Here is a 22,157-nt window from a genome sequence, read left to right on the forward strand (position 1 = left end):
ATGTTTCGTAATGTAGCTGAATTAATAGAATTAGCTGAGTCGAAAAAATGTAAGATCTCAGAGATTATGATACAGCAAGAAATGGATGTTACTGGGCGTTCTAGAGAAGAAGTTCTAGGGTTCATGGATCGAAATTTAAGAGTGATGGAAGAAGCCGTCATGCGCGGAATTACAGAAGATGTGAAATCACATTCTGGTCTAACCGGAGGGGACGGAAAGCTTCTTCAAACGTATATTAAATCTGGTAAATCTCTATCAGGCGAACTTATGCTTGATGCAGTAAGCAAAGCCATGGCAACGAATGAAGTGAACGCGGCAATGGGTACGATTTGTGCAACGCCTACGGCTGGTTCAGCAGGAGTCGTTCCAGGTACTCTGTTTGCGTTAAAAGAAAAATTAAATCCTACCCGAGAACAGATGATTGAGTATTTGTTTGCTGCAGGTGCGTTTGGTTTTGTTGTTGCAAACAACGCTTCTATTTCTGGTGCAGCAGGTGGATGCCAAGCTGAGGTAGGTTCTGCTACTGGTATGGCAGCAGCGGCGATCGTCGAACTGGCAGGAGGATCACCTTCTCAATCTGCGGAAGCTATGGCGATCGCTTTAAAAAACATGCTAGGACTCGTTTGTGATCCTGTCGCTGGATTAGTCGAAGTTCCTTGTGTGAAACGAAACGCGATGGGTGCAAGCAATGCCATCGTTGCGGCTGATATGGCACTTGCTGGGATCGTAAGCCGTATTCCTTGTGATGAAGTGATCGATGCGATGTACAAGATCGGTCTCTCGATGCCATCTGCTCTCCGTGAAACAGCTCTTGGAGGTTTAGCGGCTACACCAACAGGAAGAGAGCTTGAAGCAAAAATATTCGGCATTCCGTTGAACGAGAAATAACGATGCTGAATCAATCCATAACAGCAGTAAATGGTATTGGAGAGAAGAAGGCTGAAGAGCTGGCTAGCATGGGTATTCATTCCGTTGAAGATCTTTTAGAATATCTACCCTACCGGTATGAAGATTACCAAAAGAAAGATCTTGCGGAGATTGCGCATGATGAAAAAGCAACGATTGAAGGGAAGGTTCATTCTGAACCTTCTCTGCGTTATTTTCCGAAGAAAAAATCACGTTTAACATTTAGGATGTTGATCGGTAAATATTTGATCACTGCGACAATCTTCAATCGACCTTTCTTAAAGAATCAGATTGCTCTAGGACAAACACTTACGGTAACAGGTAAATGGGACCGAAATAAAATGACGATTACCGTCAGCGATGTTCATTTTGGAACATTCAGTGATGATCATAAGATTGAACCGGTCTATTCGGTCAAAGGTTCTTTATATGGCAAAACGATGCGTAAGATTATAGATTCGGCATTTCGCCAGTTCTCTGGTGCGATCGAGGATCCACTTCCTCAAGAGATCCGTGAATCTTATCGACTACCCGATCGAGAATCAGCTCTTAAGATGATGCATTTTCCTGAAGATTTTAAGGCGTTAAAAGCGGGAAGAAGAAGGCTAGCGTATGAAGAATTGTTGTATTTTCAATTAAAGATGCAGATCTTTAGAAAATGGAACAGACAGCAATCTAAAGGAGCAGCTTTAAAGTTTGATCGAGATGATGTAAACACATTCATTCGTTCTTTACCGTTTCAGCTAACCGAAGCACAACAGAGAGTGGTCGATGAGATATTAAAAGATCTCTCAGATACGAGCCGTATGAACAGGCTGCTTCAAGGTGATGTTGGATCTGGTAAAACAGTCGTGGCAGCTGTAGCGTTATATGCAGCCGTTACAGCTAACAGACAAGGTGCGTTGATGGTACCAACAGAAATTCTGGCTGAACAGCATTTTCAATCGTTAAAAGAGCTTTTTGCTCCGTTTGGAATTACAGTAGCTCTTTTAACTTCCTCAGTTAAAGGGAAAATGCGGAGAGAAACGTTGAACCTTTTACAACAAGGTGAGATCCAGATCATGGTTGGTACACACGCCCTTATTCAAGAGGAAGTAAATTTTAATAGCCTCGGCCTAGTGATTACAGACGAACAGCATCGGTTTGGAGTTAACCAAAGAAGAGTATTAAGGGAGAAAGGTGAGAGTCCAGATGTTCTCTTCATGACGGCGACACCTATTCCTCGAACTCTTGCGATATCGGCTTTTGGAGATATGGATGTTTCAACGATTGATGTGATGCCAGCGGGAAGAAAGCCGATCATCACGCATTGGGCGAAACACGGCATGCTAGATCGTGTTCTTGATTTTATAAAAAAAGAAATTGAATCTGGAAGACAAGCTTATGTGATCTGTCCATTAATCGAAGAATCAGAAAAAATAGATGTGCAGAATGCGATCGACGTTCATGCGCAGCTCAGTGCTTATTTCCATACTTACCAAGTAGGTCTGATGCACGGAAGATTGCATTCGACAGAAAAAGATGAAGTGATGAGAAAGTTTGCAGCGAATGTTTGTCAGATCCTCGTCTCTACGACGGTTGTAGAGGTCGGGGTAAATGTTCCGAACGCTACTATCATGGTCATATACGATGCAGAAAGATTTGGGCTCTCTCAATTGCATCAGTTAAGAGGACGAGTTGGGCGCGGCAGCGAACAATCCTACTGTGTACTCATCGCAGATCCGAAATCAGAAGATGGCCAAGAACGGATGAGGATTATGACAGAGACAACGAATGGATTCGAGTTATCTGAAAAAGATCTCGAGCTTCGAGGTCCAGGCGACTTTTTTGGAAACAAGCAAAGCGGCGTTCCGAACTTTAAGGTAGCAGACCTCGTCCACGATTATCGGATTCTAGAAACAGCTAGAAACGATGCGGCTAGACTCGTTCAATCAGAAGAGTTCTGGCATGATGAGACGTATCGATCGATTCGAGAAGTTTTAACAAGGCAAGGTGTGCTCGACAAAGAAAGACTAGATTAATCTTGAAAGAAGAGTGTTGATACTATATACTACTATTAGTACCAGCTCTTAATAGCAGAAAGATAAATAGCAGGTACGCTGTAATGGCGTTACCTGCTTTTCTACGCACTGCATCTTTACTCACTATCTTTCTCATATATGAGACCTTTGTATGGAAGAAGGAAGAAACTATGAAAAAATCAAAAAAAGAGAGACAAGAGCTGTTAAAGGAAACGATAAAGTTAACCCCTTTTATAACAGATGAAGAATTGGCAGAAAAGTTTAGTGTCAGTGTTCAGACGATTAGACTTGACCGTTTGGAACTTTCCATTCCAGAGCTAAGAGAAAGAATAAAGTCTGTGGCAGAAACTAAACTGGATGATGTAAAAGCACTGCCGCTTGAAGAGGTCATCGGAGAAATCATTGACTTACAATTAGATGAATCCGCTATTTCTATATTAGACATAAAAGAAGAACATGTATTTTCTCGTAATAAGATCGCAAGGGGCCACCACGTTTTCGCTCAGGCGAACTCGTTGGCAGTAGCGATCATAAATGATGAATTGGCATTAACCGCCAAAGCGAACATTCGGTTTTCTCGACCTGTTAGAGTAGGAGAGAGAGTGGTTGCAAAAGCGAAAGTAAGAGAGACAAGTCAAGAGAGAACTATTGTAGAAGTTACTAGTTATGTAGAGAATGAGCCTGTTTTCAAAGGTGAATTTACCATGTATAGATCTGCACAAGATACAAAGGAAGGAAGTTAAATCAGCATGAATATCGCAATAGATGCAATGGGTGGCGACAATGCACCAGAAGAAATCGTTAAAGGTGCAATGCTAGCGAAAGAACAATATCCAGAGCTTTCAGTTACGTTAGTTGGAGATCAAGATCAAATCGTAAAACATCTACCTGAACAGCACGCGTTTACGATCATCCATACCGATGAAGTGATCGAAACATCAGAGGAGCCTGTTCGAGCAGTACGTCGAAAAAAGAATGCTTCGATGGTAGTGGCAGCAAATGAAGTGAAATCAGGAAAAGCTGATGCATATATTTCTGCTGGTAACACAGGGGCCTTGATGGCAAGTGGGTTGTTTTATGTTGGCCGTATAAAAGGCATTGATCGTCCAGCGCTTGCTCCGACACTTCCGACTTTAAACGGTGATGGATTCTTGTTCTTAGATGTAGGCGCTAATATGGATGCAAAGCCAGAGCACCTCTTACAATATGCATTGATGGGGTCTGTGTATTGGAAAGAAGTACGAGGTGTTGAAAAACCGCGTGTAGGATTATTAAACGTTGGAACAGAAAGTGAAAAAGGAAATGCTCTAACGAAAGCTGCTTTTCCACTTTTACAAGAAGCGGATATTAATTTTGTTGGGAATGTTGAAGCGAGAGATCTCTTGATGGGAGCAGCCGACGTAGTTGTGTGTGATGGATTTGCTGGAAACTTGGTTCTTAAATCAATCGAAGGAACGGCTATGAGCATGTTTTCGATGATAAAAGAACAGTTAACATCAAGTTTGACTTCAAAACTAGCAGCTGGGGTATTAAAGCCAAAATTAAGAGGCATTAAAGATAAACTTGATTATACAGAATATGGTGGAGCTGGTTTGTTCGGACTAGCAGCACCTGTTATTAAAGCTCATGGTTCCTCAAATGCGAATGCGATGTTGAATGCAATCAGACAAACCAAAAGTATGATAGAGAAGAACGTAGTACCAACGATTCAGAATCATGTACAATCCCAAGATAACAAGGAGGAGTAAGAGATGGGGAAAATCGCCTTTCTTTTTCCTGGACAAGGCTCTCAAGCAGTAGGAATGGGTAAAGAGCTAATATCACAGGAAGCATCAGCAAAAGCTATTTTTGATAAAGCGGATGAAAAACTTGGTATGAAACTGTCAGATATAATCTTTGAAGGACCCGAAGATGTTCTTAAAAGAACAGAAAACACACAGCCGGCATTATTAACGGTCTCAACAGCGGTTCTTGAACTACTAAAAGAGCGTGGTATTCAAGCAGATTACGTAGCGGGTCATAGCCTTGGCGAATACTCTGCACTTGTTGCAGCGGGCAGCCTTTCTTTTGAAGACGCGGTTTATGCGGTTAGAAATAGAGGATTGCTTATGGAAGAAGCTGTTCCTGCAGGAGTAGGGACGATGGCAGCTGTGATCGGGTTTGATCAAGAACGATTAGAAACAATTACGAAGGAAGTCTCTAACGGTGAAGAGAGCGTTCAGATCGCTAACCTTAATTGCCCAGGGCAGATCGTTATTTCTGGAACAGTTGCTGGAGTTGAGAAAGCTAGTGCCCTTGCCAAAGAAGAAGGAGCTAAAGTGATTACACTTCAGGTAAGCGGACCATTTCATTCTTCCCTGATGAAACCAGCTGCAGATAAATTCAACGAAATATTAGATCAAATTGTGATAAATGAAGCAAAAACACCTGTAATTGCCAACGTAACGGCGAAAGCTATTACCGATCGTGATGAGATTAAAGAAAAGTTGATCGAACAACTGTACTCGCCAGTTCGTTGGGAAGAAACGGTTCGTGAGTTAATGGACCTAGGTGTTGATACGTTTGTTGAGATCGGACCAGGTAAAGTTCTCTCAGGGTTAGTTAAAAAGGTGAATCGAAGAGCTAACGTAATAGCTGTAAGTGATTTAGAGACGATTAACATGGCAGTTGAGAAACTAAAAGGAGAGTCTGTGGATGCTTAATGAAAAATCAGTTTTAGTAACAGGTGCCTCTCGAGGAATCGGGCGAGCGATCGCTTTGTATTTTGCTAAAAATGGCGCTAAAGTAGCGGTGAATTACTCTGGAAGTGAAGAGAAGGCAAATGAAGTCGTAAAGGAAATAAAAGAAAACGGTGGAATTGCTTTTGCGATTAAAGCGGATATCTCATCATCAGAAGATGTTACGAACATGGTAAAAACAGTAGTTGATGAGTTTGGAAGTCTGGACGTTCTCGTTAATAACGCAGGAATCACGAGAGATAACCTTTTGATGAGAATGAAAGAAGAAGACTGGGATGCGGTTATCAACACGAATCTTAAAGGAGTCTTCCTGACTACAAAGGCTGTAACAAGACAGATGATGAAACAAAGAAAAGGGCGCATTATTAACATTGCTTCTATTGTTGGTGTATCTGGAAACGCAGGACAAGCAAACTATGTAGCAGCTAAAGCAGGTGTAATCGGCTTAACGAAAACAGCTGCTAAAGAACTTTCTTCTAGAGGAATCACGGTTAATGCCATCGCACCAGGTTTTATCGAGACAGATATGACTGGTAAATTAGAAGAAGGAATTAAATCGGAAATGCTTAGAGGCATTCCGCTCGCTCGCTTTGGGCAGCCTGAAGATATCGCATCAGCGGCAGCTTTCTTAGCGAGTGATGCAAGTTCTTATATCACTGGCCAGACCCTCCATGTCGACGGCGGAATGGTGATGTAAGAAAAGAACCTTCAGTGACTACAAATCCCTCTAGTTTTTTAATGGGAAAAAGAATATACTATTGAAAGGAGGTGACACACAAAATGGCAGATGTTTTAGATAGAGTTTCAAAGATTGTTGTGGACCGTTTAGGTGTTGATGCATCTGAGGTTAAGCCTGAAGCTTCCTTTAAAGAAGATCTTGGTGCTGACTCTCTTGATGTAGTTGAACTAGTAATGGAACTTGAAGATGAGTTCGAACTAGAAATTTCTGATGAAGATGCTGAGAAAATTGCAACTGTTGGTGACGTTGTAAATTACATAAACAGCAAACAATAAGTGTAAGACGGATAAAGTCCCGTGCAAAACAGCGGGGCTTTCTTCCCTTTTTAACAGGAAAAAATCAATAGCAAAATAGCCCTTTTACGAGATTTTTGGAGGAAGTTTATGAAAGGTTCAAAACAACATTCAACTCAAAAGAAAACGGTGAAAAATCGGTTTAAATCTGCTTCCAAAAAGGGCATGGATGACAAGGTGCGCATTCAAAAAGTAGCCCCGATACAAGAGCGTTTAAACATTAAGTTTCAGAATGAAAAATTGTTAGCTCAAGCATTTACGCATTCATCATATGTGAATGAGCATCGAGGAAGAACGTTTGAGGATAATGAAAGACTTGAATTTCTAGGTGATGCCGTTCTTGAATTGACCATATCTCAATATCTATACAGCAAGTTTGCAAATATGAGTGAAGGTGAGCTTACGAAACTAAGAGCAGCTATCGTATGCGAGCCGTCGTTGGTCCTCTTTGCAAACGACCTTCATTTTGGTGAGTTTGTTTTATTGGGAAAAGGCGAAGAGAATACTGGAGGAAGATCAAGACCAGCCCTTTTAGCAGATGTTTTTGAAGCATTTATTGGAGCGCTATATCTCGATCAAGGACTCGAAAAAGTAAAAGAGTTTTTAAATCAGTATGTGGTGCCACGAATAAATGAAGGTGCTTTTTCTCATGTGATGGATTTTAAAAGTCAGTTACAAGAATATGTACAGCGTGAAGGATTAGGTCATATCGACTATCGAATCATTCAAGAAAAAGGTCCGGCACACAATCGAGAGTTTGTGTCAGAGGTAAGATTGAATGAAGAGAGTTTTGGAATCGGGTATGGCAGGTCCAAAAAAGAAGCTGAACAGCATGCGGCACAAGAAGCGATAGAGAGAGTATCTAAAAAGAGCTAAACAAAAAACCCCCTTAACATTAGGCGATAAGCCGTGTGAGGGGGTTTCTGTTACTTTGTTTTCAGAGAGGCTAGTTCTTCAACGATGCCTTCCATATCTCGAATACTGAATGATGGCATCTTCATGACCATATCATAAAGTTCTTTGATGTCTTCGTACTTTGACAGTTCATAGTCTTCAGGTTGAATGAGTCCGCTGTTAACTAGCTGAAGTTTCTTTTTTAATCCTTCGATCATAAATGATAAGTTCTCATGATTCTGAGTCGTTAAGTCCATGGTGGGCTCCTTTTTATCCACATATCTTCATGTGAGATTTTACTTGCATGCATATTTTATGTTCAAACACATTTCATTTTAGCACACTGTAATCTTTGTGACTATGTATGAGTGAATCTATGATAAAATATAAAGGTTAAAGAAATAAATACATAAGGAATTCAAATGTAGCGCCCGAAATTATAAAAACGGGAGTGCATATTGTGAGAAATAAAGGGGGATTTAATGATGTTCCTCAAACGAATTGATGTAGCAGGATTTAAATCATTTGCAGAGCGGATACAAGTTGAATTTGTACAAGGGGTCACAGCGGTTGTTGGCCCGAATGGAAGCGGGAAAAGTAACATCTCAGATGCTGTACGCTGGGTGCTGGGTGAACAGTCAGCGAAGTCTTTACGTGGCTCTAAGATGGAAGATATTATCTTCGCAGGTAGTGATAATCGAAAACCATTAAATGTGGCAGAAGTTACACTTACTCTAGATAACGAAGATCAGCATCTGCCGCTTGATTATAACGAAATATCGATCACACGAAGAGTATTTCGTTCAGGAGACAGTGAATATCTTATCAATAAGCAACAGTGTCGTTTGAAAGATATTGTAGAGCTGTTTATGGATTCTGGACTTGGACGTGAAGCATTTTCTATAATCGGACAAGGCCGTGTAGAAGAAATATTAAGCAGCAAATCGGATGAGCGCAGAAAGATTTTTGAAGAAGCTGCCGGTGTATTAAAGTACAAGACCCGAAAGCAAAAAGCAGAGGCTAAACTCACTGAGACGCAAGAAAATCTGAATCGTGTAGAAGATATTCTTCATGAATTAGAAGGTCAAGTCGAACCTCTTAAAATACAAGCTTCTATCGCAAGAGACTACCTTGAGAAAAAAGAAGAGCTCGAGGTCGTTGAAACGGCTGTTCTCGTTCAAGAGATCGAAGACTTGCATGTTCGGTGGGAAAAGCAAAAAGAACTTGTTGCAGAACTACAGAAGCAAGAGTCGGTCCTATCGATAAAGGTAAAGCAAGGTGAGACTAAGATCGAAAGAGCAAGACTTGATATGCAAGCGATGGATGAATCGATCGATGAACTACAAAGTGCTCTTCTTCTAGCTAGTGAAACACTGGAAAAACTAGAAGGTAAGAAGGAAGTCTTGAAAGAGCGTAAAAAGAATTACGATCAAAATAAAACGTCGCTCTTAGAACAAATTCAGCTCTACAAGGCAAAAAAAGAAGAGTTGGGAAAACAGCTTAGTGCTGAAAAAGACTCATTACGAGATAAAGAAAAGCAATTAAAAACCATAAAAAAGCAAGTGAAGGACGAAGAAGGACGATTGTCTGTTCTTGAGATGGACGTTGAAGCAGAACTAGAGAAATTAAAAAGTGACTACTTCGAGCGCTTGAATGAACAAACAACGATTAAGAACGAGATGCGTTACTTAGAGGATCAGGCTAGACAGCAGAGCTCCAAAAGCACTCGTTTAGATGAAGAGAATACAAAATACCTGGAACAAAGAGAAGCATTAAAAGAAACAAGAAAGAACGCTGAAGCTTCCTACCAAGCAGCTGAAACGCAATTAAAAACAAAGCAAGAAGAATTTCAAGCTTTAAAATCAGAGATCTCGATCGATGATCAGGAAACAAGAACACTTCAAGATAAATTGTATCAAGCGTATCAGTTTATTCAGCAGTTCAAATCTAAAAAAGAGATGCTAGAATCGATGCAAGACGAATACGCAGGTTTCATGCAGGGCGTCAAAGAGGTTTTGAAAGCGAAAGAAACAAAGCTCACTGGTATTGAAGGAGCGGTAGCTGAACTATTATCGGTACCATCTGAGGTGGAAACGGCAATTGAAACGGCTCTAGGCGCTTCAATGCAGCATATTGTTGTAGATCATGAACAGAACGCTATGAAAGCTATTCAATTTTTAAAGCAAACGAGAGCAGGAAGAGCAACTTTTCTACCATTGAATGTAATTAAGCCGCGTCAGGTCTCTAGTGCAGATGCTCACCAGGCGAGCTCTATCGATGCATTTGTTGGCGTTGCTGCAAATCTTGTTACGTTTGATTCTAAGTATCAAAACATAGTAGGCAATCTATTGGGAAATATTATCATCGCCAGAGATCTAACAGGTGCCAACAAGATTGCAAAGCAAGTGAACTATCGTTACCGCATCGTTACTCTTGAAGGTGATGTCGTGTCTCCAGGAGGCTCGATGTCTGGAGGAAGTCTGAAACAAAAAAGCAACTCTCTATTGAGTAGACAAAGAGAGATTGATTCTCTTGCAGACAAAGTGGCAACAATGGAGAAGCAAACACGTCAACTAGAGGAAAAAGTTAGTGAATTACGATCAAAACTAACGAAGAAGAAAGAAAGACTAGAATCTCTACAATCAGAAGGAGAGCTTTTAAGAGAACAAGAACAAGAGCTGAGATCTTCTTTACGAGAAGTTGAAATGGAAGAGAAGAGTTTAAACGATAGACTACAGCTGTATGATCGCGAAAAGAATTCCTATGAATCTGAAAGATCTGCTGCAGATACCCGTCTTTTAGCTCTACAGAAAAAACTCGATCTTGCCATGAGATCTGGGAAAGATCTTGAAAAAACGATTGCTGATCTTACTGAGAAGAAGAAGAACAATCAGAGTTCAAAAGAAGAACTTAGAGAAGCAGTAACACTTTTGAAGATCAAGTCAGCTGAACTCGAACAGCAGGTCGCTAATCAGCGAGAAAAATGCTTAAGAATACAAGAAGATTTTTACGAAGTGGAAGCTAAGAGCAAAGAAACAGAAGAAGATTATTGGCTTCTTGAAGAAGAGATGAACTCAAGCTCTTCTGGTGAGGATTCTCTTGATGAACAGATACAACAGAGAAGACATGAAAAGAATAATGCATTGAAATTAATTGCAGAAAGAAGAAAAGAAAGAACAGATTCTTTCCGATCGATCGAAAGTATGGAAATCGGATTAAAAGAGGCAAAAAGGCAATATAAACAACTTCATGATGGACTTAGAACAGAAGAGGTTAGTATCAATCGCCTCGATGTTGAACTAGAATCAAGGCTTACACACCTTAGAGAAGAATATGAACTCTCTTACGAGGGTGCGAAGTTGAAACATCGATTAGAGATACCGCTTCAAGACGCAAAGCGAAAAGTAAAGCTGATCAAAATGGCGATCGAAGAGCTCGGAGCTGTAAACATTGGGGCGATCGAAGAATACGACAGAGTGAGCCAGCGCTTTGGTTTTCTTACAGATCAAAGAAACGACTTAACAGAAGCAAAAGATACCCTTTATGGCGTGATTTCTGAAATGGACGAAGAGATGAAGAACCGGTTTGAAGAGACTTTTACTTCTATTCGCTCACACTTCGGTGTTATTTTCAAAGAGCTATTTGGTGGCGGTCGAGCTGATCTTGTTTTAACGCAGCCCGATGACATGCTTTTAACCGGTGTAGATATCATGGCGCAGCCACCTGGCAAGAAGCTGCAGCAACTTGGCCTGTTATCTGGTGGAGAACGTGCCCTCACCGCTATTGCCTTATTATTTGCAATCCTGAAAGTAAGACCTGTTCCATTCTGTATTCTAGACGAAGTTGAAGCAGCACTTGATGACGCGAACGTAAATCGATTCGCTAAATTTTTACGAGCGTTCAGCAAAGAGACTCAATTTATCGTTGTAACGCATCGTAAAGGGACGATGGAAGAAGCGGATGTGCTGTATGGAGTCACCATGCAGGAATCTGGTGTCTCAAAGCTTGTCTCCGTGAGGCTAGAAGAAACTAAAGAACTTGTAACATCATAGGGAGGAAATTGATAGTGAGTTTTTTGAAACGATTAAAAGAAAAATTCTCAACACAGCAATCTGAGGAATCATCGGAAAAGTTTAAGAGTGGACTTGAGAAGACAAGGAACTCTTTTTCATTTAAAGTTAACGATCTTCTAAAGCGATTTAGAAAAGTAGATGAAGAATTCTTTGAAGAGTTAGAAGAGATCTTGATCGGAGCAGATGTTGGAGTTCATACTGTGCTTGATATTATTGATCAGCTGAAAGATGTTGCACGTACAAAGAACATTCAAAATCCAATGGAGCTTCGATCAGCGATCACTGAGAAATTAGCTGAGATGCTTCAAAAAGAAGAAAGCGATAATAAGCTGAACATACAGACTGATGGAATGACCGTTATTCTGTTCGTTGGTGTGAACGGTGTAGGTAAAACAACAACGATTGGAAAACTTGCTCATCAGTTAAAGAACGATGGTAAGAAAGTGATTCTAGCGGCCGGAGATACTTTCCGAGCAGGTGCGATCGATCAGCTTGAAGTGTGGGGAGAACGTGCTGGCGTTGATGTGATCAAGCATCATGAAGGAGCGGACCCTGCTGCTGTTATTTACGACAGCATCCAGGCTGCTAAATCTCGTAAGGCTGATGTATTGCTCTGTGATACAGCTGGAAGACTTCAGAATAAAGTGAATCTGATGAACGAGCTTTCAAAAGTGAAACGTGTCATCGAACGTGAGATCCCTGGTGCTCCTCATGAAGTTTTGCTAGTGGTAGATGCTACAACTGGACAGAATGCCATGAATCAGGCAAAAACCTTCGGACAATCTACAGATGTAACCGGCTTAGTTCTAACAAAGCTTGATGGAACGGCAAAAGGCGGAATCGTTTTAGCCATTCGTCATGAACTAGATATCCCAGTTAAGTTTGTAGGGCTTGGTGAGAAAATTGATGATCTGCAAGAGTTTGATGCTGATCAGTTTGTATATGGTTTGTTTGCAGGGACGGAAGAAGAAGCAGAGTAAATCTGTTTTCTTTTATTAACGCCATTTAGCTCACTTTACTTGGGAGCTGGATGGTTTTTTGCTTTAGCAGGGGGTATCTGAATATCGAGAATTGTCGAGGATTGTAAACTCGCGGATAAACAATCAATATTTTTGGATTCGAGTCAAAAACTCGAGGATAAATAACCAAAATTTTTGGATTCATGCCTCGTTTATTTGGATTAATCCTTATAAATGTGACTAAATACCCTATGAGGTATCACTTCTGATTGTTTCCTACGGATAACAGAAGAGTCACTCATCACTGATTCAATGTATTCGTGAGGACGAAGTACAACTACTTACAAACCAACAATAGGTAGGATATGTCTTTCTTATTTCCAAGCAGCAACTTAACAACAACTGTGTTAAGAAAAAAACTTGACATCTAAAACCATGGGTTGTATAGTAATCACGTAAAGGCATTTCACTTAACAAGGGTTGTGGAAAAATGCTAGATAAAACAATGAGAATTAATTATCTATTTGATTTTTACCAGGCATTATTGACCCCTAAACAGAAGAATTATATGGGTTTGTACTATTTGGACGATTATTCTCTCGGTGAAATTGCTGAACAATATAATGTCAGCCGCCAGGCCGTTTATGATAATATTAAACGGACAGAGGCGATGCTGGAAGAATATGAAGAAAAGTTAGGGCTTTTTGCAAAGTTTCAGGAACGTGACCAGTTGCTGTCATCTTTAAGAGAGCTTCTGAATTCTGAACCTGATAACGTAATTGCAATTATCGATCGCCTTGAAAATATGGAATAGGAGGCGTTCAGTGAGATGGCATTTGAAGGTTTAGCCGACCGTCTTCAGAACACTTTACAAAAAATTCGTGGAAAAGGGAAAGTAAACGAAGCGGATGTAAAGGAAATGATGAGGGAAGTACGCCTTGCGCTTCTTGAGGCGGACGTTAACTTTAAAGTAGTTAAAGATTTTGTGAAAAAAGTATCTGAACGTGCTGTTGGTCAGGAAGTATTAAAGAGTTTGACACCAGGACAGCAAGTAGTAAAAGTTGTTAACGATGAACTGACAACCCTCATGGGTGGGGAACAAAGCAAGATTGCCGTTTCCAACCGACCGCCTACCGTAATTATGATGGTAGGTCTGCAAGGTGCTGGTAAAACAACAACAACAGGAAAGCTTGCTAATCATTTACGCAAAAAGCAAAATCGCAAACCGTTACTGGCTGCAGCTGACATCTACCGTCCTGCTGCGATCAAGCAATTAGAAACTGTAGGAAAGCAGTTAGATCTTCCTGTGTTTCAGATGGGTGATCAAGTAAGTCCTGTCAAAATTGCTGAATCGGCCATCGCAAAAGCTAAAGAAGATCATCATGATTATGTCATTATTGATACAGCTGGGCGTTTGCACATTGATGAAACGCTGATGGATGAGTTGAAACAGGTTAAAGAAATTTCAAAACCTGATGAAATTTTCTTAGTTGTCGATGCAATGACTGGTCAAGATGCTGTGAATGTTGCCGAGAGCTTTAACGAAGCGTTAGGAATCACTGGTGTTGTATTAACCAAACTAGATGGTGATACACGCGGTGGGGCCGCACTTTCAATTAAAGCCGTTACCGGCCTTCCTATCAAATTTGTGGGTCTAGGTGAAAAGATGGATGCTTTAGAGCCGTTCCATCCCGATCGTATGGCTTCTAGAATTTTAGGAATGGGTGACATGCTTACTCTTATCGAAAAGGCACAAACCACAGTAGATGAAGAGAAAGCACGAGATCTTCAGAAGAAGATGCGTGATATGTCGTTCACGTTCGATGATTTTCTTGATCAGATGGGACAAGTTAGAAATCTTGGACCGCTTGATGAAATACTAGGCATGCTCCCAGGTGCGAACAAGATGAAAGGACTGAAAAACGTTCAGATCGATGAAAAACAGATCGGTCACGTTGAAGCCATAATCCGTTCGATGACTCTTCATGAAAGAGAACAGCCTGAGATTATCAATGCCAGCCGTAAACGCCGCATCGCTAAAGGAAGCGGGCGAACGGTACAAGAAGTGAATCGCCTCATCAAACAATTCGAGGACATGAAGAAAATGATGAAACAAATGTCTGGAATGATGAATGGCAAAAAGAAAAAAGGTGGATTCAAATTCCCTTTTATGTAAACTGAATTTTCAGGTTTACAAACCTGTCAATTTATACTATTATATTATTTTGTGTGAACTATTTTCGGAGGTGCAAGTTATAATGGCAGTAAAAATTCGTTTAAAGCGTATGGGTGCTAAGAAAGCTCCTTTTTATCGTGTAGTAGTAGCAGATTCTCGTTCTCCTCGTGATGGACGTTTCATCGAAGAGATCGGAACTTATAACCCAGTTGTTAACCCAGCTGAAGTTAAGATCAACGAAGAAAAAGCTCTTGAGTGGATGACAAACGGTGCGAAACCATCTGACACTGTTCGTAACCTTTTCTCAAAAGCTGGTCTTATGGAGAAATTCCATAACGCGAAAAACCAAAAATAATTTTGACGAAGGGGAACAGATATGACAGAGTTGATCGAATCAATTGTGAAAGCTCTAGTTGATCACCCAGATGAAGTTAGCGTCAAAGAGGTTCAAGAAGGACACCGGCTTGTTTATCAACTAACAGTTAACCAGACGGATATGGGAAAAGTTATCGGTAAACAAGGAAGAGTGGCTAAAGCGATTCGAACGGTTGTGAATGCAGCAGGTACGAATCAAAATAAAAGGATTTCAATCGAAATCGTCTAAAAAGGATGAGGGAAACCTCTTCCTTTTTTCTTTATTAAAATACTTAAATAACTTTTGATATTCAAGAAATTATATTCAACAAAGTTTCGTAACGATTTATTAAAAGGCTATTTTCTAAAGGACTGTTGCTTTTAAATCTTTTTTATTGTCTTCTTTGAATAGGTGATTGGAGTGTAAGGTGCGAGACTCCTGCGGGACAGGCGGGCGGTCCGAAAAGTGGAAGTGGCTCGTTCAGCCCCGACAAGCAAAAGGTGAATGAGCTACGAAGGCGCACTTTGCCTTCTAGTTCATTCAGCTTTTGACCTCGAGGGGCTAGCCACTGCACCCAGACAGGTGAGACACTTAAGAGTGATACGTAAGAATGTGGCTCACCGCCTGCCCCGCGGAAAGCGAGCACCTGGAACGGAAATTAACTGCTTTCAAGGGCAACAATGTTTGCGAAAATGGCCTATTATAAAGTATACATATCGAGTTTTATGCTAAAATTTAGATTATAGGCGATTGATTAATTTGTACGGAGGTAGTGTATCAATATGGAAAATGAATGGCTGAACGTAGGTAAGATAGTAAATACACATGGAATTAGAGGAGAAGTCAGAGTGATCTCAAGAACAGACTTTCCTGAGGAACGCTATAAGATCGGAAACACTTTATATGTAGATATGGGATCAGATCATATACCTGTAAAGATTGAGACGCATAGAAAACATAAGCAATTTGACCTTTTAACATTTGAAAACCTGCATAACATCAATGATGTTGAACGTTTTAAAGGAAATCTGCTTAGAGTGCCGAAGGATCAGTCTGTTTCGTTAGAAGAAGGAGAGTTTTTCTACCATGATATTATCGGCTGCTCGGTTTTCACTGTTGAAGGTGAAGAACTAGGAAAAGTTAAAGAAATATTGTCCCCAGGAGCTAACGATGTTTGGGTAGTGAAGAGAAAAGGATTTGGTTCAGATATTCTTATCCCTTACATTCCTTCTGTTGTGAAATCAGTGGATGTCAAAGAATCAAAGATTGTTATTGAGCCATTAGAAGGATTATTCTAATGAAAATAGAAGTCTTAAGCCTTTTTCCGGAAATGTTTTCTGGCGTTTTTGGTCATTCGATCTTAAAAAAGGCCCAGGAGAAGGATGCGCTCGAACTTCGTGTGATCGATTTTCGAGAGTTCTCAACCAACAAACATCGGAATGTTGATGATTACCCATACGGAGGAGGTGCTGGCATGGTCCTCACTCCGCAGCCTCTGTTTGACGCGGTGGAACATTTAACGAAAGAGGTAACTGTAAAACCTAGAATCATCCTTCTATGTCCTCAAGGAGAAACGTTTACTCAAGCAAAAGCAGAGGAGTTGGCGGAAGAAGAACATCTTATTTTCTTATGCGGTCATTATGAAGGTTATGATGAACGTGTTAGAAAGCACCTTGTAACAGATGAGATTTCTATAGGTGACTATGTATTAACGGGTGGGGAACTGGGTGCTATGGTCGTCATAGACGCTGTTGGGAGACTGCTTCCTAATGTTCTTGGAAAAGAAGCATCTCACCAAGAGGATTCGTTCAGCACAGGTTTGTTAGAGCATCCGCAATATACGAGACCTGCTGATTTTCGCGGTATGAAAGTGCCTGATGTGCTTATGTCAGGAAACCATAAGAATATCGAAACATGGCGCAAAAAAGAGTCTTTAAGAAGAACGTATGAACGTCGACCTGACTTGCTAGAGAAAATCAAATTAACAAAAGAAGAAGAAATTTGGCTGAATGAGATAAAAGATCATAAAACAACTTGAACACTGTTTGAGTTATATGGTATTATATTGTTTGTGGCTTATGCCCGTTTAATCCGGTGTTCCGCTGCTTTATCATTTAGCAAGAACATCCATGGGAAGGGAGGCAATAAACTATGCAACAGCTTATTGCAGATCTAGCGAAAGATCAATTAAAAGATTTACCAAAATTCCGTTCAGGTGACACTGTTCGTGTACACGTGAAAGTAATCGAGGGTACTCGTGAGCGTATTCAGCTTTTTGAAGGAGTAGTTATCAAGAAGCGTGGATCAGGAATTTCTGAAACGTTTACTGTTCGTAAAATTTCTTATGGTGTTGGAGTGGAGCGTGCGTTCCCATTACATTCACCGAAGATCGCGAACCTTGAAGTAGTTCGTCGTGGTAAAGTTCGTCGTGCGAAGCTATACTACCTACGTGCACTTCGCGGTAAAGCAGCTCGTATTAAAGAAATTCGCTAATAATTCTCGAAAGGAGCTTGACTTATTCAAGCTCCTTTTTCCATATTATAAGTAAGGAATTTCTAGAGATGGTGAGGATTAAGAATGGCACGTACAAAAAACGAAACGTGGGAATGGATTAAAGCATTAGCGGCAGCCTTATTATTAGCAGGGATCATCCGGTTTTTTCTTTTCGCACCTGTCGTGGTCGATGGACAATCTATGATGCCAACTTTGCACAACGGAGATCGACTGATCGTTAATAAGTTTTCATATGTGATTGGTGATCCAAAAAGATTCGATATTGTAGTCTTCCATGCTACCGAAGAAAAAGATTACATAAAAAGAGTAATCGGTTTACCTGGGGATACAGTCGAATATAAAGATGATACCCTTTATGTAAATGGTAAGCAGGTAAAAGAAGAATATTTAGAAGCGTATAAAAAGAAAACAAAAGATGGAAACTTCACTTATGATTTTAAGTTACTTGAAGTAACCGGTAAGCAAAAGGTTCCTCAAGGTCAACTTTTTGTATTAGGTGACAACCGAAGAAATTCTCAAGACAGCCGAAATATTGGAACAGTGGATGACGATACGATTTTAGGAAAAGCATCTTTCCGTTTCTGGCCGTTAAAGGATATTGGATTTGTAAAGTAGGGTGAGATTACATGACCATTCAATGGTTTCCTGGACATATGGCCAAAGCGCGCCGGGAAATAACTGAAAAACTCAAAATGATCGATGTCGTTTTTGAGTTAGTGGATGCTAGAATTCCTCTAGCTTCTAGAAATCCCATGATCGATGAGATTCTGGGTCAAAAACCTCGGATTGTACTTTTGAACAAAGCTGACCTGGCTGATCCAAAAGTGACATCAATGTGGGAAAGTTATTTTTCTGAAAAAGGCATTCCCTCTCTTGCTATCAACTCGCAAGATGGAAAAGGGATAAAAAAAATTGAACCTCTTGCTCATGAGCTAGTAAAAGAAAAGTTCGATAAGATGAGAGCAAAGGGAATCGTCAAACCTCGTGCGGTAAGAGCATTGATTGTTGGTATACCTAACGTTGGTAAGTCCACGATCATCAACCGTATGGCTGGTAAAAATATTGCTGTAACAGGAGATAAGCCTGGTGTAACGAAAAAGCAGCAGTGGATTAAAGCAGGTAAGACATTAGAATTATTAGATACTCCAGGAATTCTGTGGCCAAAATTTGAAGACCAATCAATTGGATTGAAGTTAGCAGTCACAGGAGCGATCAAAGAAACTCTCTTTGATTTTACTGAAGTAGTCTTATATGCGATCAAATATTTAAAAGAACACTACGAAGAGCGTCTAGTGGAACGATACAAGCTGTCTGAGATTCCAGAGGACTCACTGCCCCTATTCGAAGAGATCGGAAAGAAACGGGGATGTATGATGAGTGGCGGAGAAGTGGATCTTGAAAAGACTGCTGAGATTGTGTTACGAGACCTTCGAGCAGAAAAGCTTGGACGCTTGTCATATGAGCGCCCAAATGACTTTGAAATTAAATAAAGGTAACTTAACAGGCGCTTACGATAGTGCCTGTTTTTAAAATTTTCGTGCGAAAAAATTTTTAGTGGATGTTTTCAAATCTTCTTTAGCCAGTCGATTGGAGCGTAAGGTCGCGAGACTCCTATGGGACGAGCGGTCAGGTGGAGACTCTTAAAGGCGCAAAGCGGCAGTCAGAAAAGTGGAAGTGACTCGTTCAAGCACCGACAAGCAAAAGGGAAACGGGCTTGGAAGGTGCACTTTGCCTTCTTGACCGTTTAACTTTTGACCTCGAGGGGCTAGTTGCTGCAACTAAACAGGAGGCTCATCGTTCGCCCCATGGAAAGCGAGCGACCTGGAGCGGAAATCGACTACTTTCAGAGAGGATCTATGTAATTCGAAAACATCTTCTAAAAAGAACGTATATAAAACCGATAATACATACATAAAGAGCGTGATGAACATGAAACTGTCTATAAAAGAATGGGAACAAAAATTAAAATCCAGCGAAGATGATGAGTTGATCCATCTACTAAAAATCATCTCTGAAGATGAAAGACAAGGTGCACAAAAACTATTTCAATCTTTCTCAAAACGCATAGCCCGAGAAGAAGCTGAAAGAACGAGATTGAAGCTGATGCATACTTACGAAGAGCAATGCCAAGCACAGGGGAAAACTTTGATCGCGGGTGTAGATGAAGTCGGCCGCGGGCCTTTAGCTGGCCCCGTCGTGGCAGCTGCAGTTATTTTACCTCCAGGATATATGTTGCCAGGGGTCAATGATTCTAAAAAGTTATCTGAGAAAAAAAGAGATGCTCTATATGAGATTATTTTGAAGGATGCGATTTCTTACAGTGTCCATTTAGTGCAGCCAGATCAGATCGACGCGATCAACATCTATCAAGCGTCTAAGTTGGCAATGACTGAAGCGATCAGTTCTTTACATGTTAGTCCAGATCAGCTTTTAATTGATGCTATGGAAGTTCCTTTAGCTATCGATCAATTAAAAATTATTAAAGGCGATGAGAAGAGTATTTCTATCGCGGCTGCATCAATCGTTGCAAAGGTTACAAGAGACCGATTTATGCAGAGTCTTCATGAAAAATATCCTCAATATGGATTGAACACCAATATGGGTTATGGAACGAAAGAACATTTACACGCACTTCAGCAGTTCGGCCCAACAGACATTCATCGTAGATCATTTAGTCCAGTAGGAGAACTTATTAAAATTACAGGAAGTGATTAACCTGTTACAACTCAACCAATTGGATGGTAAATCGTTAATCCCTGCTAAATCAACGGATGTACCATTAATCTTAAAGCTTAATCAGTTTATAACTGCTAAGATTTTAGAAATCTTCCCTGATCAATCAGCGAAGGTTCTTTATAATGGCTCAACACTAAATGCCAAATTAGAAGCGCCTTTAATCAAAGGAGATAACTATCTATTTGAAGTGTCAGAGAAAAACGGTACGATCTATTTAAAAAAGGTGGAAATAGATCCAGTCAAGTCTACTTCAGAACAGATTTTATCGAGATGGGGCCTTCCGGCATCCGATGTAAACAAAAAAGCAGTTGATTTTGCGCTCATAGAAAAGTTACCTCTATTAAAAGAAAACATAAAAGCCGTGTCCGAGGTTTTAAAATTCACAAATGCGCTGCCACTCCATGAAAAAAAAGCAGTTGTTCAGCGGATGATGGAGCTTCAACTGCCCCCTAAGCAAGAGATCGTTCAAGCAGTTGCTTTCAGTCTTAAAAGCAGTGCAGGATCAAGTGGTGAATTCAAACAGCTCTATGAGGCTCTAATGCCCTTTGTTCATAAAGATAAAGCTGTTTCGAAAACCATAGAACTTTTAAAAGAACTCTATGTATTTAAAGATAACGAAGCAAGTAAGCAACAGGCTCCCATTCAAGATAAAGTGAGAACAATGGACTTAAAAAACCCAGCAGAAATCGTTATACAATCGAATGCGAAACTGCCAGACCCAATCAAAGTTCAGTCAGGTATAAATAATGTACAAGAAAAAATGCCAACACTAGTAAACGACGATGTGATGAAGGTTACTAAAGAAACAAATCTGAACCAATCAGAAGAATTTATTACAGCCGCAAAAAAGTGGCTGATCAAATCTGGTCTGTTGCATGAAAAAAATATTCTATTAGACCCGGTACAACTAAAACAAACGGAAACGTTAAAGTCTCAACTTCTCTACCTGCAACAGAACGCTGACCGCTTAGAGTTGCCTGAGCTCATACAGCAAAAAACAGAACAAGCAATAAATAAACTTACTGCTCAACAGTTACAGAATATTCAAAGCAATGATAACATGCAGCAATTTATACTTCATATTCCGTTTAATGGATTGGACAATCTGAAAGAGATGACGGTTCGTTGGGAAAGCAAAAAGCAAGGTGGAAAAGGAATCGATCCAGATCATTGTAGGATGCTTTTTTGGTTAGAGATGAAGCATCTAAATGATGTAGCTGTAGATGTGCATATTCAAAACAGAATCGTTTCTTTAAAAGTTTTTAATTCGCATCCCGCTATCGAAAAATTTTCTGAACCGTTATTAAACACATTAAAGATTAGTATGAAGAACATGAATTATAAGCTATCATCCGTTATATTCAGTTCTCAAACCGAAAAGATAAAAAATACCGAGACTTCTATTTCATATAAAGGATTGGATCTTAGAGTATGAGTGATCATAAAAAAGAAGCTGTGGCGTTAAAGTATAGTCCGCTCGAATCTACCTCTCCTGTAGTTATTGCTAAGGGGAAAGGCGAAACAGCAGAGCGGATACTAAGATCTGCAGAAGATCATAACATACCGATTCAGGAAGATCCTTCTTTAGTTCATTTATTATCTAAGCTAGAGATCGAGGAAAGTATACCTGAAGAATTGTATGAAGTGGTCGCTGAACTGTTTGCTTTTATTTATAAATTGGACAAAGAAGCAGGAAAATCTACATAGATGTCATTAAAACGGGGCATTCCTATCTATAAAGGAGTGTGTTTTA

At 40.3% G+C, this 22,157-nt stretch carries 23 protein-coding genes; 22 read left to right on the top strand and 1 reads right to left on the bottom strand.

Annotated elements, in window-relative coordinates:
- The 8 genes from sdaAA to rnc all read left to right on the top strand — a co-directional run bounded on the left by sdaAA (position 1) and on the right by rnc (position 7,573).
- Positions 1 to 888 (top strand): L-serine ammonia-lyase, iron-sulfur-dependent, subunit alpha, encoded by an 888-nt coding sequence (sdaAA, locus tag ACNJYY_RS09275; protein WP_066393573.1) that lies wholly within the window; start codon positions 1 to 3, stop codon positions 886 to 888.
- A gap of 2 nt (positions 889 to 890) precedes the next feature.
- Positions 891 to 2,927, top strand: a complete 2,037-nt coding sequence (gene recG / locus ACNJYY_RS09280; protein ID WP_416731486.1) for an ATP-dependent DNA helicase RecG — start codon at positions 891 to 893, stop codon at positions 2,925 to 2,927.
- Between the two features lie 170 nt (positions 2,928 to 3,097).
- Entirely contained in the window at positions 3,098 to 3,670 is a 573-nt protein-coding gene (gene fapR, locus ACNJYY_RS09285; RefSeq protein ID WP_416731487.1) for a transcription factor FapR, read from the top strand.
- 6 nt (positions 3,671 to 3,676) lie between these two features.
- Positions 3,677 to 4,675 carry a phosphate acyltransferase PlsX gene (plsX, locus tag ACNJYY_RS09290; RefSeq protein WP_416731488.1) on the top strand — a complete coding sequence of 333 codons (999 nt, stop codon included), beginning with the start codon at positions 3,677 to 3,679 and terminating at the stop codon, positions 4,673 to 4,675.
- 3 nt (positions 4,676 to 4,678) lie between these two features.
- The gene (gene fabD / locus ACNJYY_RS09295; RefSeq protein ID WP_416731489.1) at positions 4,679 to 5,629 is read left to right on the top strand and encodes an ACP S-malonyltransferase; all 951 of its coding nucleotides are present in this window, start codon (positions 4,679 to 4,681) and stop codon (positions 5,627 to 5,629) included.
- A complete protein-coding gene (fabG, locus tag ACNJYY_RS09300; protein ID WP_416731490.1) occupies positions 5,622 to 6,362 on the top strand; it encodes a 3-oxoacyl-[acyl-carrier-protein] reductase in 741 nt (246 codons plus the stop codon). The genes fabD and fabG overlap by 8 nt, the downstream gene beginning before the upstream one ends.
- A gap of 83 nt (positions 6,363 to 6,445) precedes the next feature.
- Positions 6,446 to 6,679, top strand: a complete 234-nt coding sequence (gene acpP, locus ACNJYY_RS09305) for an acyl carrier protein (protein ID WP_066240701.1) — start codon at positions 6,446 to 6,448, stop codon at positions 6,677 to 6,679.
- Positions 6,680 to 6,862: 183 nt separating this feature from the next.
- Positions 6,863 to 7,573 carry a ribonuclease III gene (gene rnc, locus ACNJYY_RS09310; RefSeq protein WP_260858766.1) on the top strand — a complete coding sequence of 237 codons (711 nt, stop codon included), beginning with the start codon at positions 6,863 to 6,865 and terminating at the stop codon, positions 7,571 to 7,573.
- 50 nt (positions 7,574 to 7,623) lie between these two features.
- Here rnc and ACNJYY_RS09315 read toward each other — a convergent pair whose 3' ends face one another.
- The gene (locus ACNJYY_RS09315; protein WP_144700821.1) at positions 7,624 to 7,848 is read right to left on the bottom strand and encodes a DUF1128 domain-containing protein; all 225 of its coding nucleotides are present in this window, start codon (positions 7,846 to 7,848) and stop codon (positions 7,624 to 7,626) included.
- A gap of 228 nt (positions 7,849 to 8,076) precedes the next feature.
- Between ACNJYY_RS09315 and smc the strand changes: the two genes are divergently transcribed.
- The 14 genes from smc to ACNJYY_RS09385 all read left to right on the top strand — a co-directional run bounded on the left by smc (position 8,077) and on the right by ACNJYY_RS09385 (position 22,111).
- Complete coding sequence (gene smc / locus ACNJYY_RS09320) at positions 8,077 to 11,643, top strand: chromosome segregation protein SMC (protein WP_416731835.1); 3,567 nt, start codon at positions 8,077 to 8,079, stop codon at positions 11,641 to 11,643.
- A gap of 14 nt (positions 11,644 to 11,657) precedes the next feature.
- Positions 11,658 to 12,644, top strand: coding sequence for a signal recognition particle-docking protein FtsY (ftsY, locus tag ACNJYY_RS09325; protein WP_416731491.1), 987 nt, complete (start codon positions 11,658 to 11,660; stop codon positions 12,642 to 12,644).
- 469 nt (positions 12,645 to 13,113) lie between these two features.
- A complete protein-coding gene (locus ACNJYY_RS09330) occupies positions 13,114 to 13,437 on the top strand; it encodes a putative DNA-binding protein (RefSeq protein ID WP_066393591.1) in 324 nt (107 codons plus the stop codon).
- Positions 13,438 to 13,452: 15 nt separating this feature from the next.
- Positions 13,453 to 14,799, top strand: coding sequence for a signal recognition particle protein (gene ffh, locus ACNJYY_RS09335; protein WP_197220772.1), 1,347 nt, complete (start codon positions 13,453 to 13,455; stop codon positions 14,797 to 14,799).
- Positions 14,800 to 14,881: 82 nt separating this feature from the next.
- Positions 14,882 to 15,154, top strand: coding sequence for a 30S ribosomal protein S16 (rpsP, locus tag ACNJYY_RS09340; RefSeq protein ID WP_066289350.1), 273 nt, complete (start codon positions 14,882 to 14,884; stop codon positions 15,152 to 15,154).
- A 21-nt stretch (positions 15,155 to 15,175) separates the two neighbouring features.
- Positions 15,176 to 15,403, top strand: a complete 228-nt coding sequence (locus ACNJYY_RS09345; RefSeq protein WP_066393598.1) for a KH domain-containing protein — start codon at positions 15,176 to 15,178, stop codon at positions 15,401 to 15,403.
- Positions 15,404 to 15,936: 533 nt separating this feature from the next.
- The gene (gene rimM / locus ACNJYY_RS09350; protein WP_416731492.1) at positions 15,937 to 16,452 is read left to right on the top strand and encodes a ribosome maturation factor RimM; all 516 of its coding nucleotides are present in this window, start codon (positions 15,937 to 15,939) and stop codon (positions 16,450 to 16,452) included.
- A complete protein-coding gene (trmD, locus tag ACNJYY_RS09355) occupies positions 16,452 to 17,192 on the top strand; it encodes a tRNA (guanosine(37)-N1)-methyltransferase TrmD (protein WP_416731493.1) in 741 nt (246 codons plus the stop codon). The genes rimM and trmD overlap by 1 nt, the downstream gene beginning before the upstream one ends.
- A gap of 113 nt (positions 17,193 to 17,305) precedes the next feature.
- Positions 17,306 to 17,647, top strand: a complete 342-nt coding sequence (gene rplS / locus ACNJYY_RS09360; protein WP_066393605.1) for a 50S ribosomal protein L19 — start codon at positions 17,306 to 17,308, stop codon at positions 17,645 to 17,647.
- 84 nt (positions 17,648 to 17,731) lie between these two features.
- Entirely contained in the window at positions 17,732 to 18,283 is a 552-nt protein-coding gene (lepB, locus tag ACNJYY_RS09365; RefSeq protein ID WP_144700811.1) for a signal peptidase I, read from the top strand.
- 11 nt (positions 18,284 to 18,294) lie between these two features.
- Positions 18,295 to 19,158: a ribosome biogenesis GTPase YlqF gene (gene ylqF, locus ACNJYY_RS09370; protein ID WP_144700809.1), complete on the top strand. Its 864-nt coding sequence runs from the start codon at positions 18,295 to 18,297 to the stop codon at positions 19,156 to 19,158.
- 439 nt (positions 19,159 to 19,597) lie between these two features.
- Entirely contained in the window at positions 19,598 to 20,383 is a 786-nt protein-coding gene (locus ACNJYY_RS09375) for a ribonuclease HII (RefSeq protein WP_416731494.1), read from the top strand.
- Complete coding sequence (locus tag ACNJYY_RS09380) at positions 20,376 to 21,839, top strand: hypothetical protein (RefSeq protein ID WP_416731495.1); 1,464 nt, start codon at positions 20,376 to 20,378, stop codon at positions 21,837 to 21,839. Before ACNJYY_RS09375 ends, ACNJYY_RS09380 begins: the two co-directional genes overlap by 8 nt.
- Positions 21,836 to 22,111: an EscU/YscU/HrcU family type III secretion system export apparatus switch protein gene (locus ACNJYY_RS09385; protein ID WP_197220774.1), complete on the top strand. Its 276-nt coding sequence runs from the start codon at positions 21,836 to 21,838 to the stop codon at positions 22,109 to 22,111. Before ACNJYY_RS09380 ends, ACNJYY_RS09385 begins: the two co-directional genes overlap by 4 nt.
- Positions 22,112 to 22,157 lie beyond the last annotated feature (46 nt).

The organism is Fictibacillus tiangongensis (assembly GCF_048083785.1).
Classification (GTDB): Bacteria; Bacillota; Bacilli; order Bacillales; family Fictibacillaceae; genus Fictibacillus.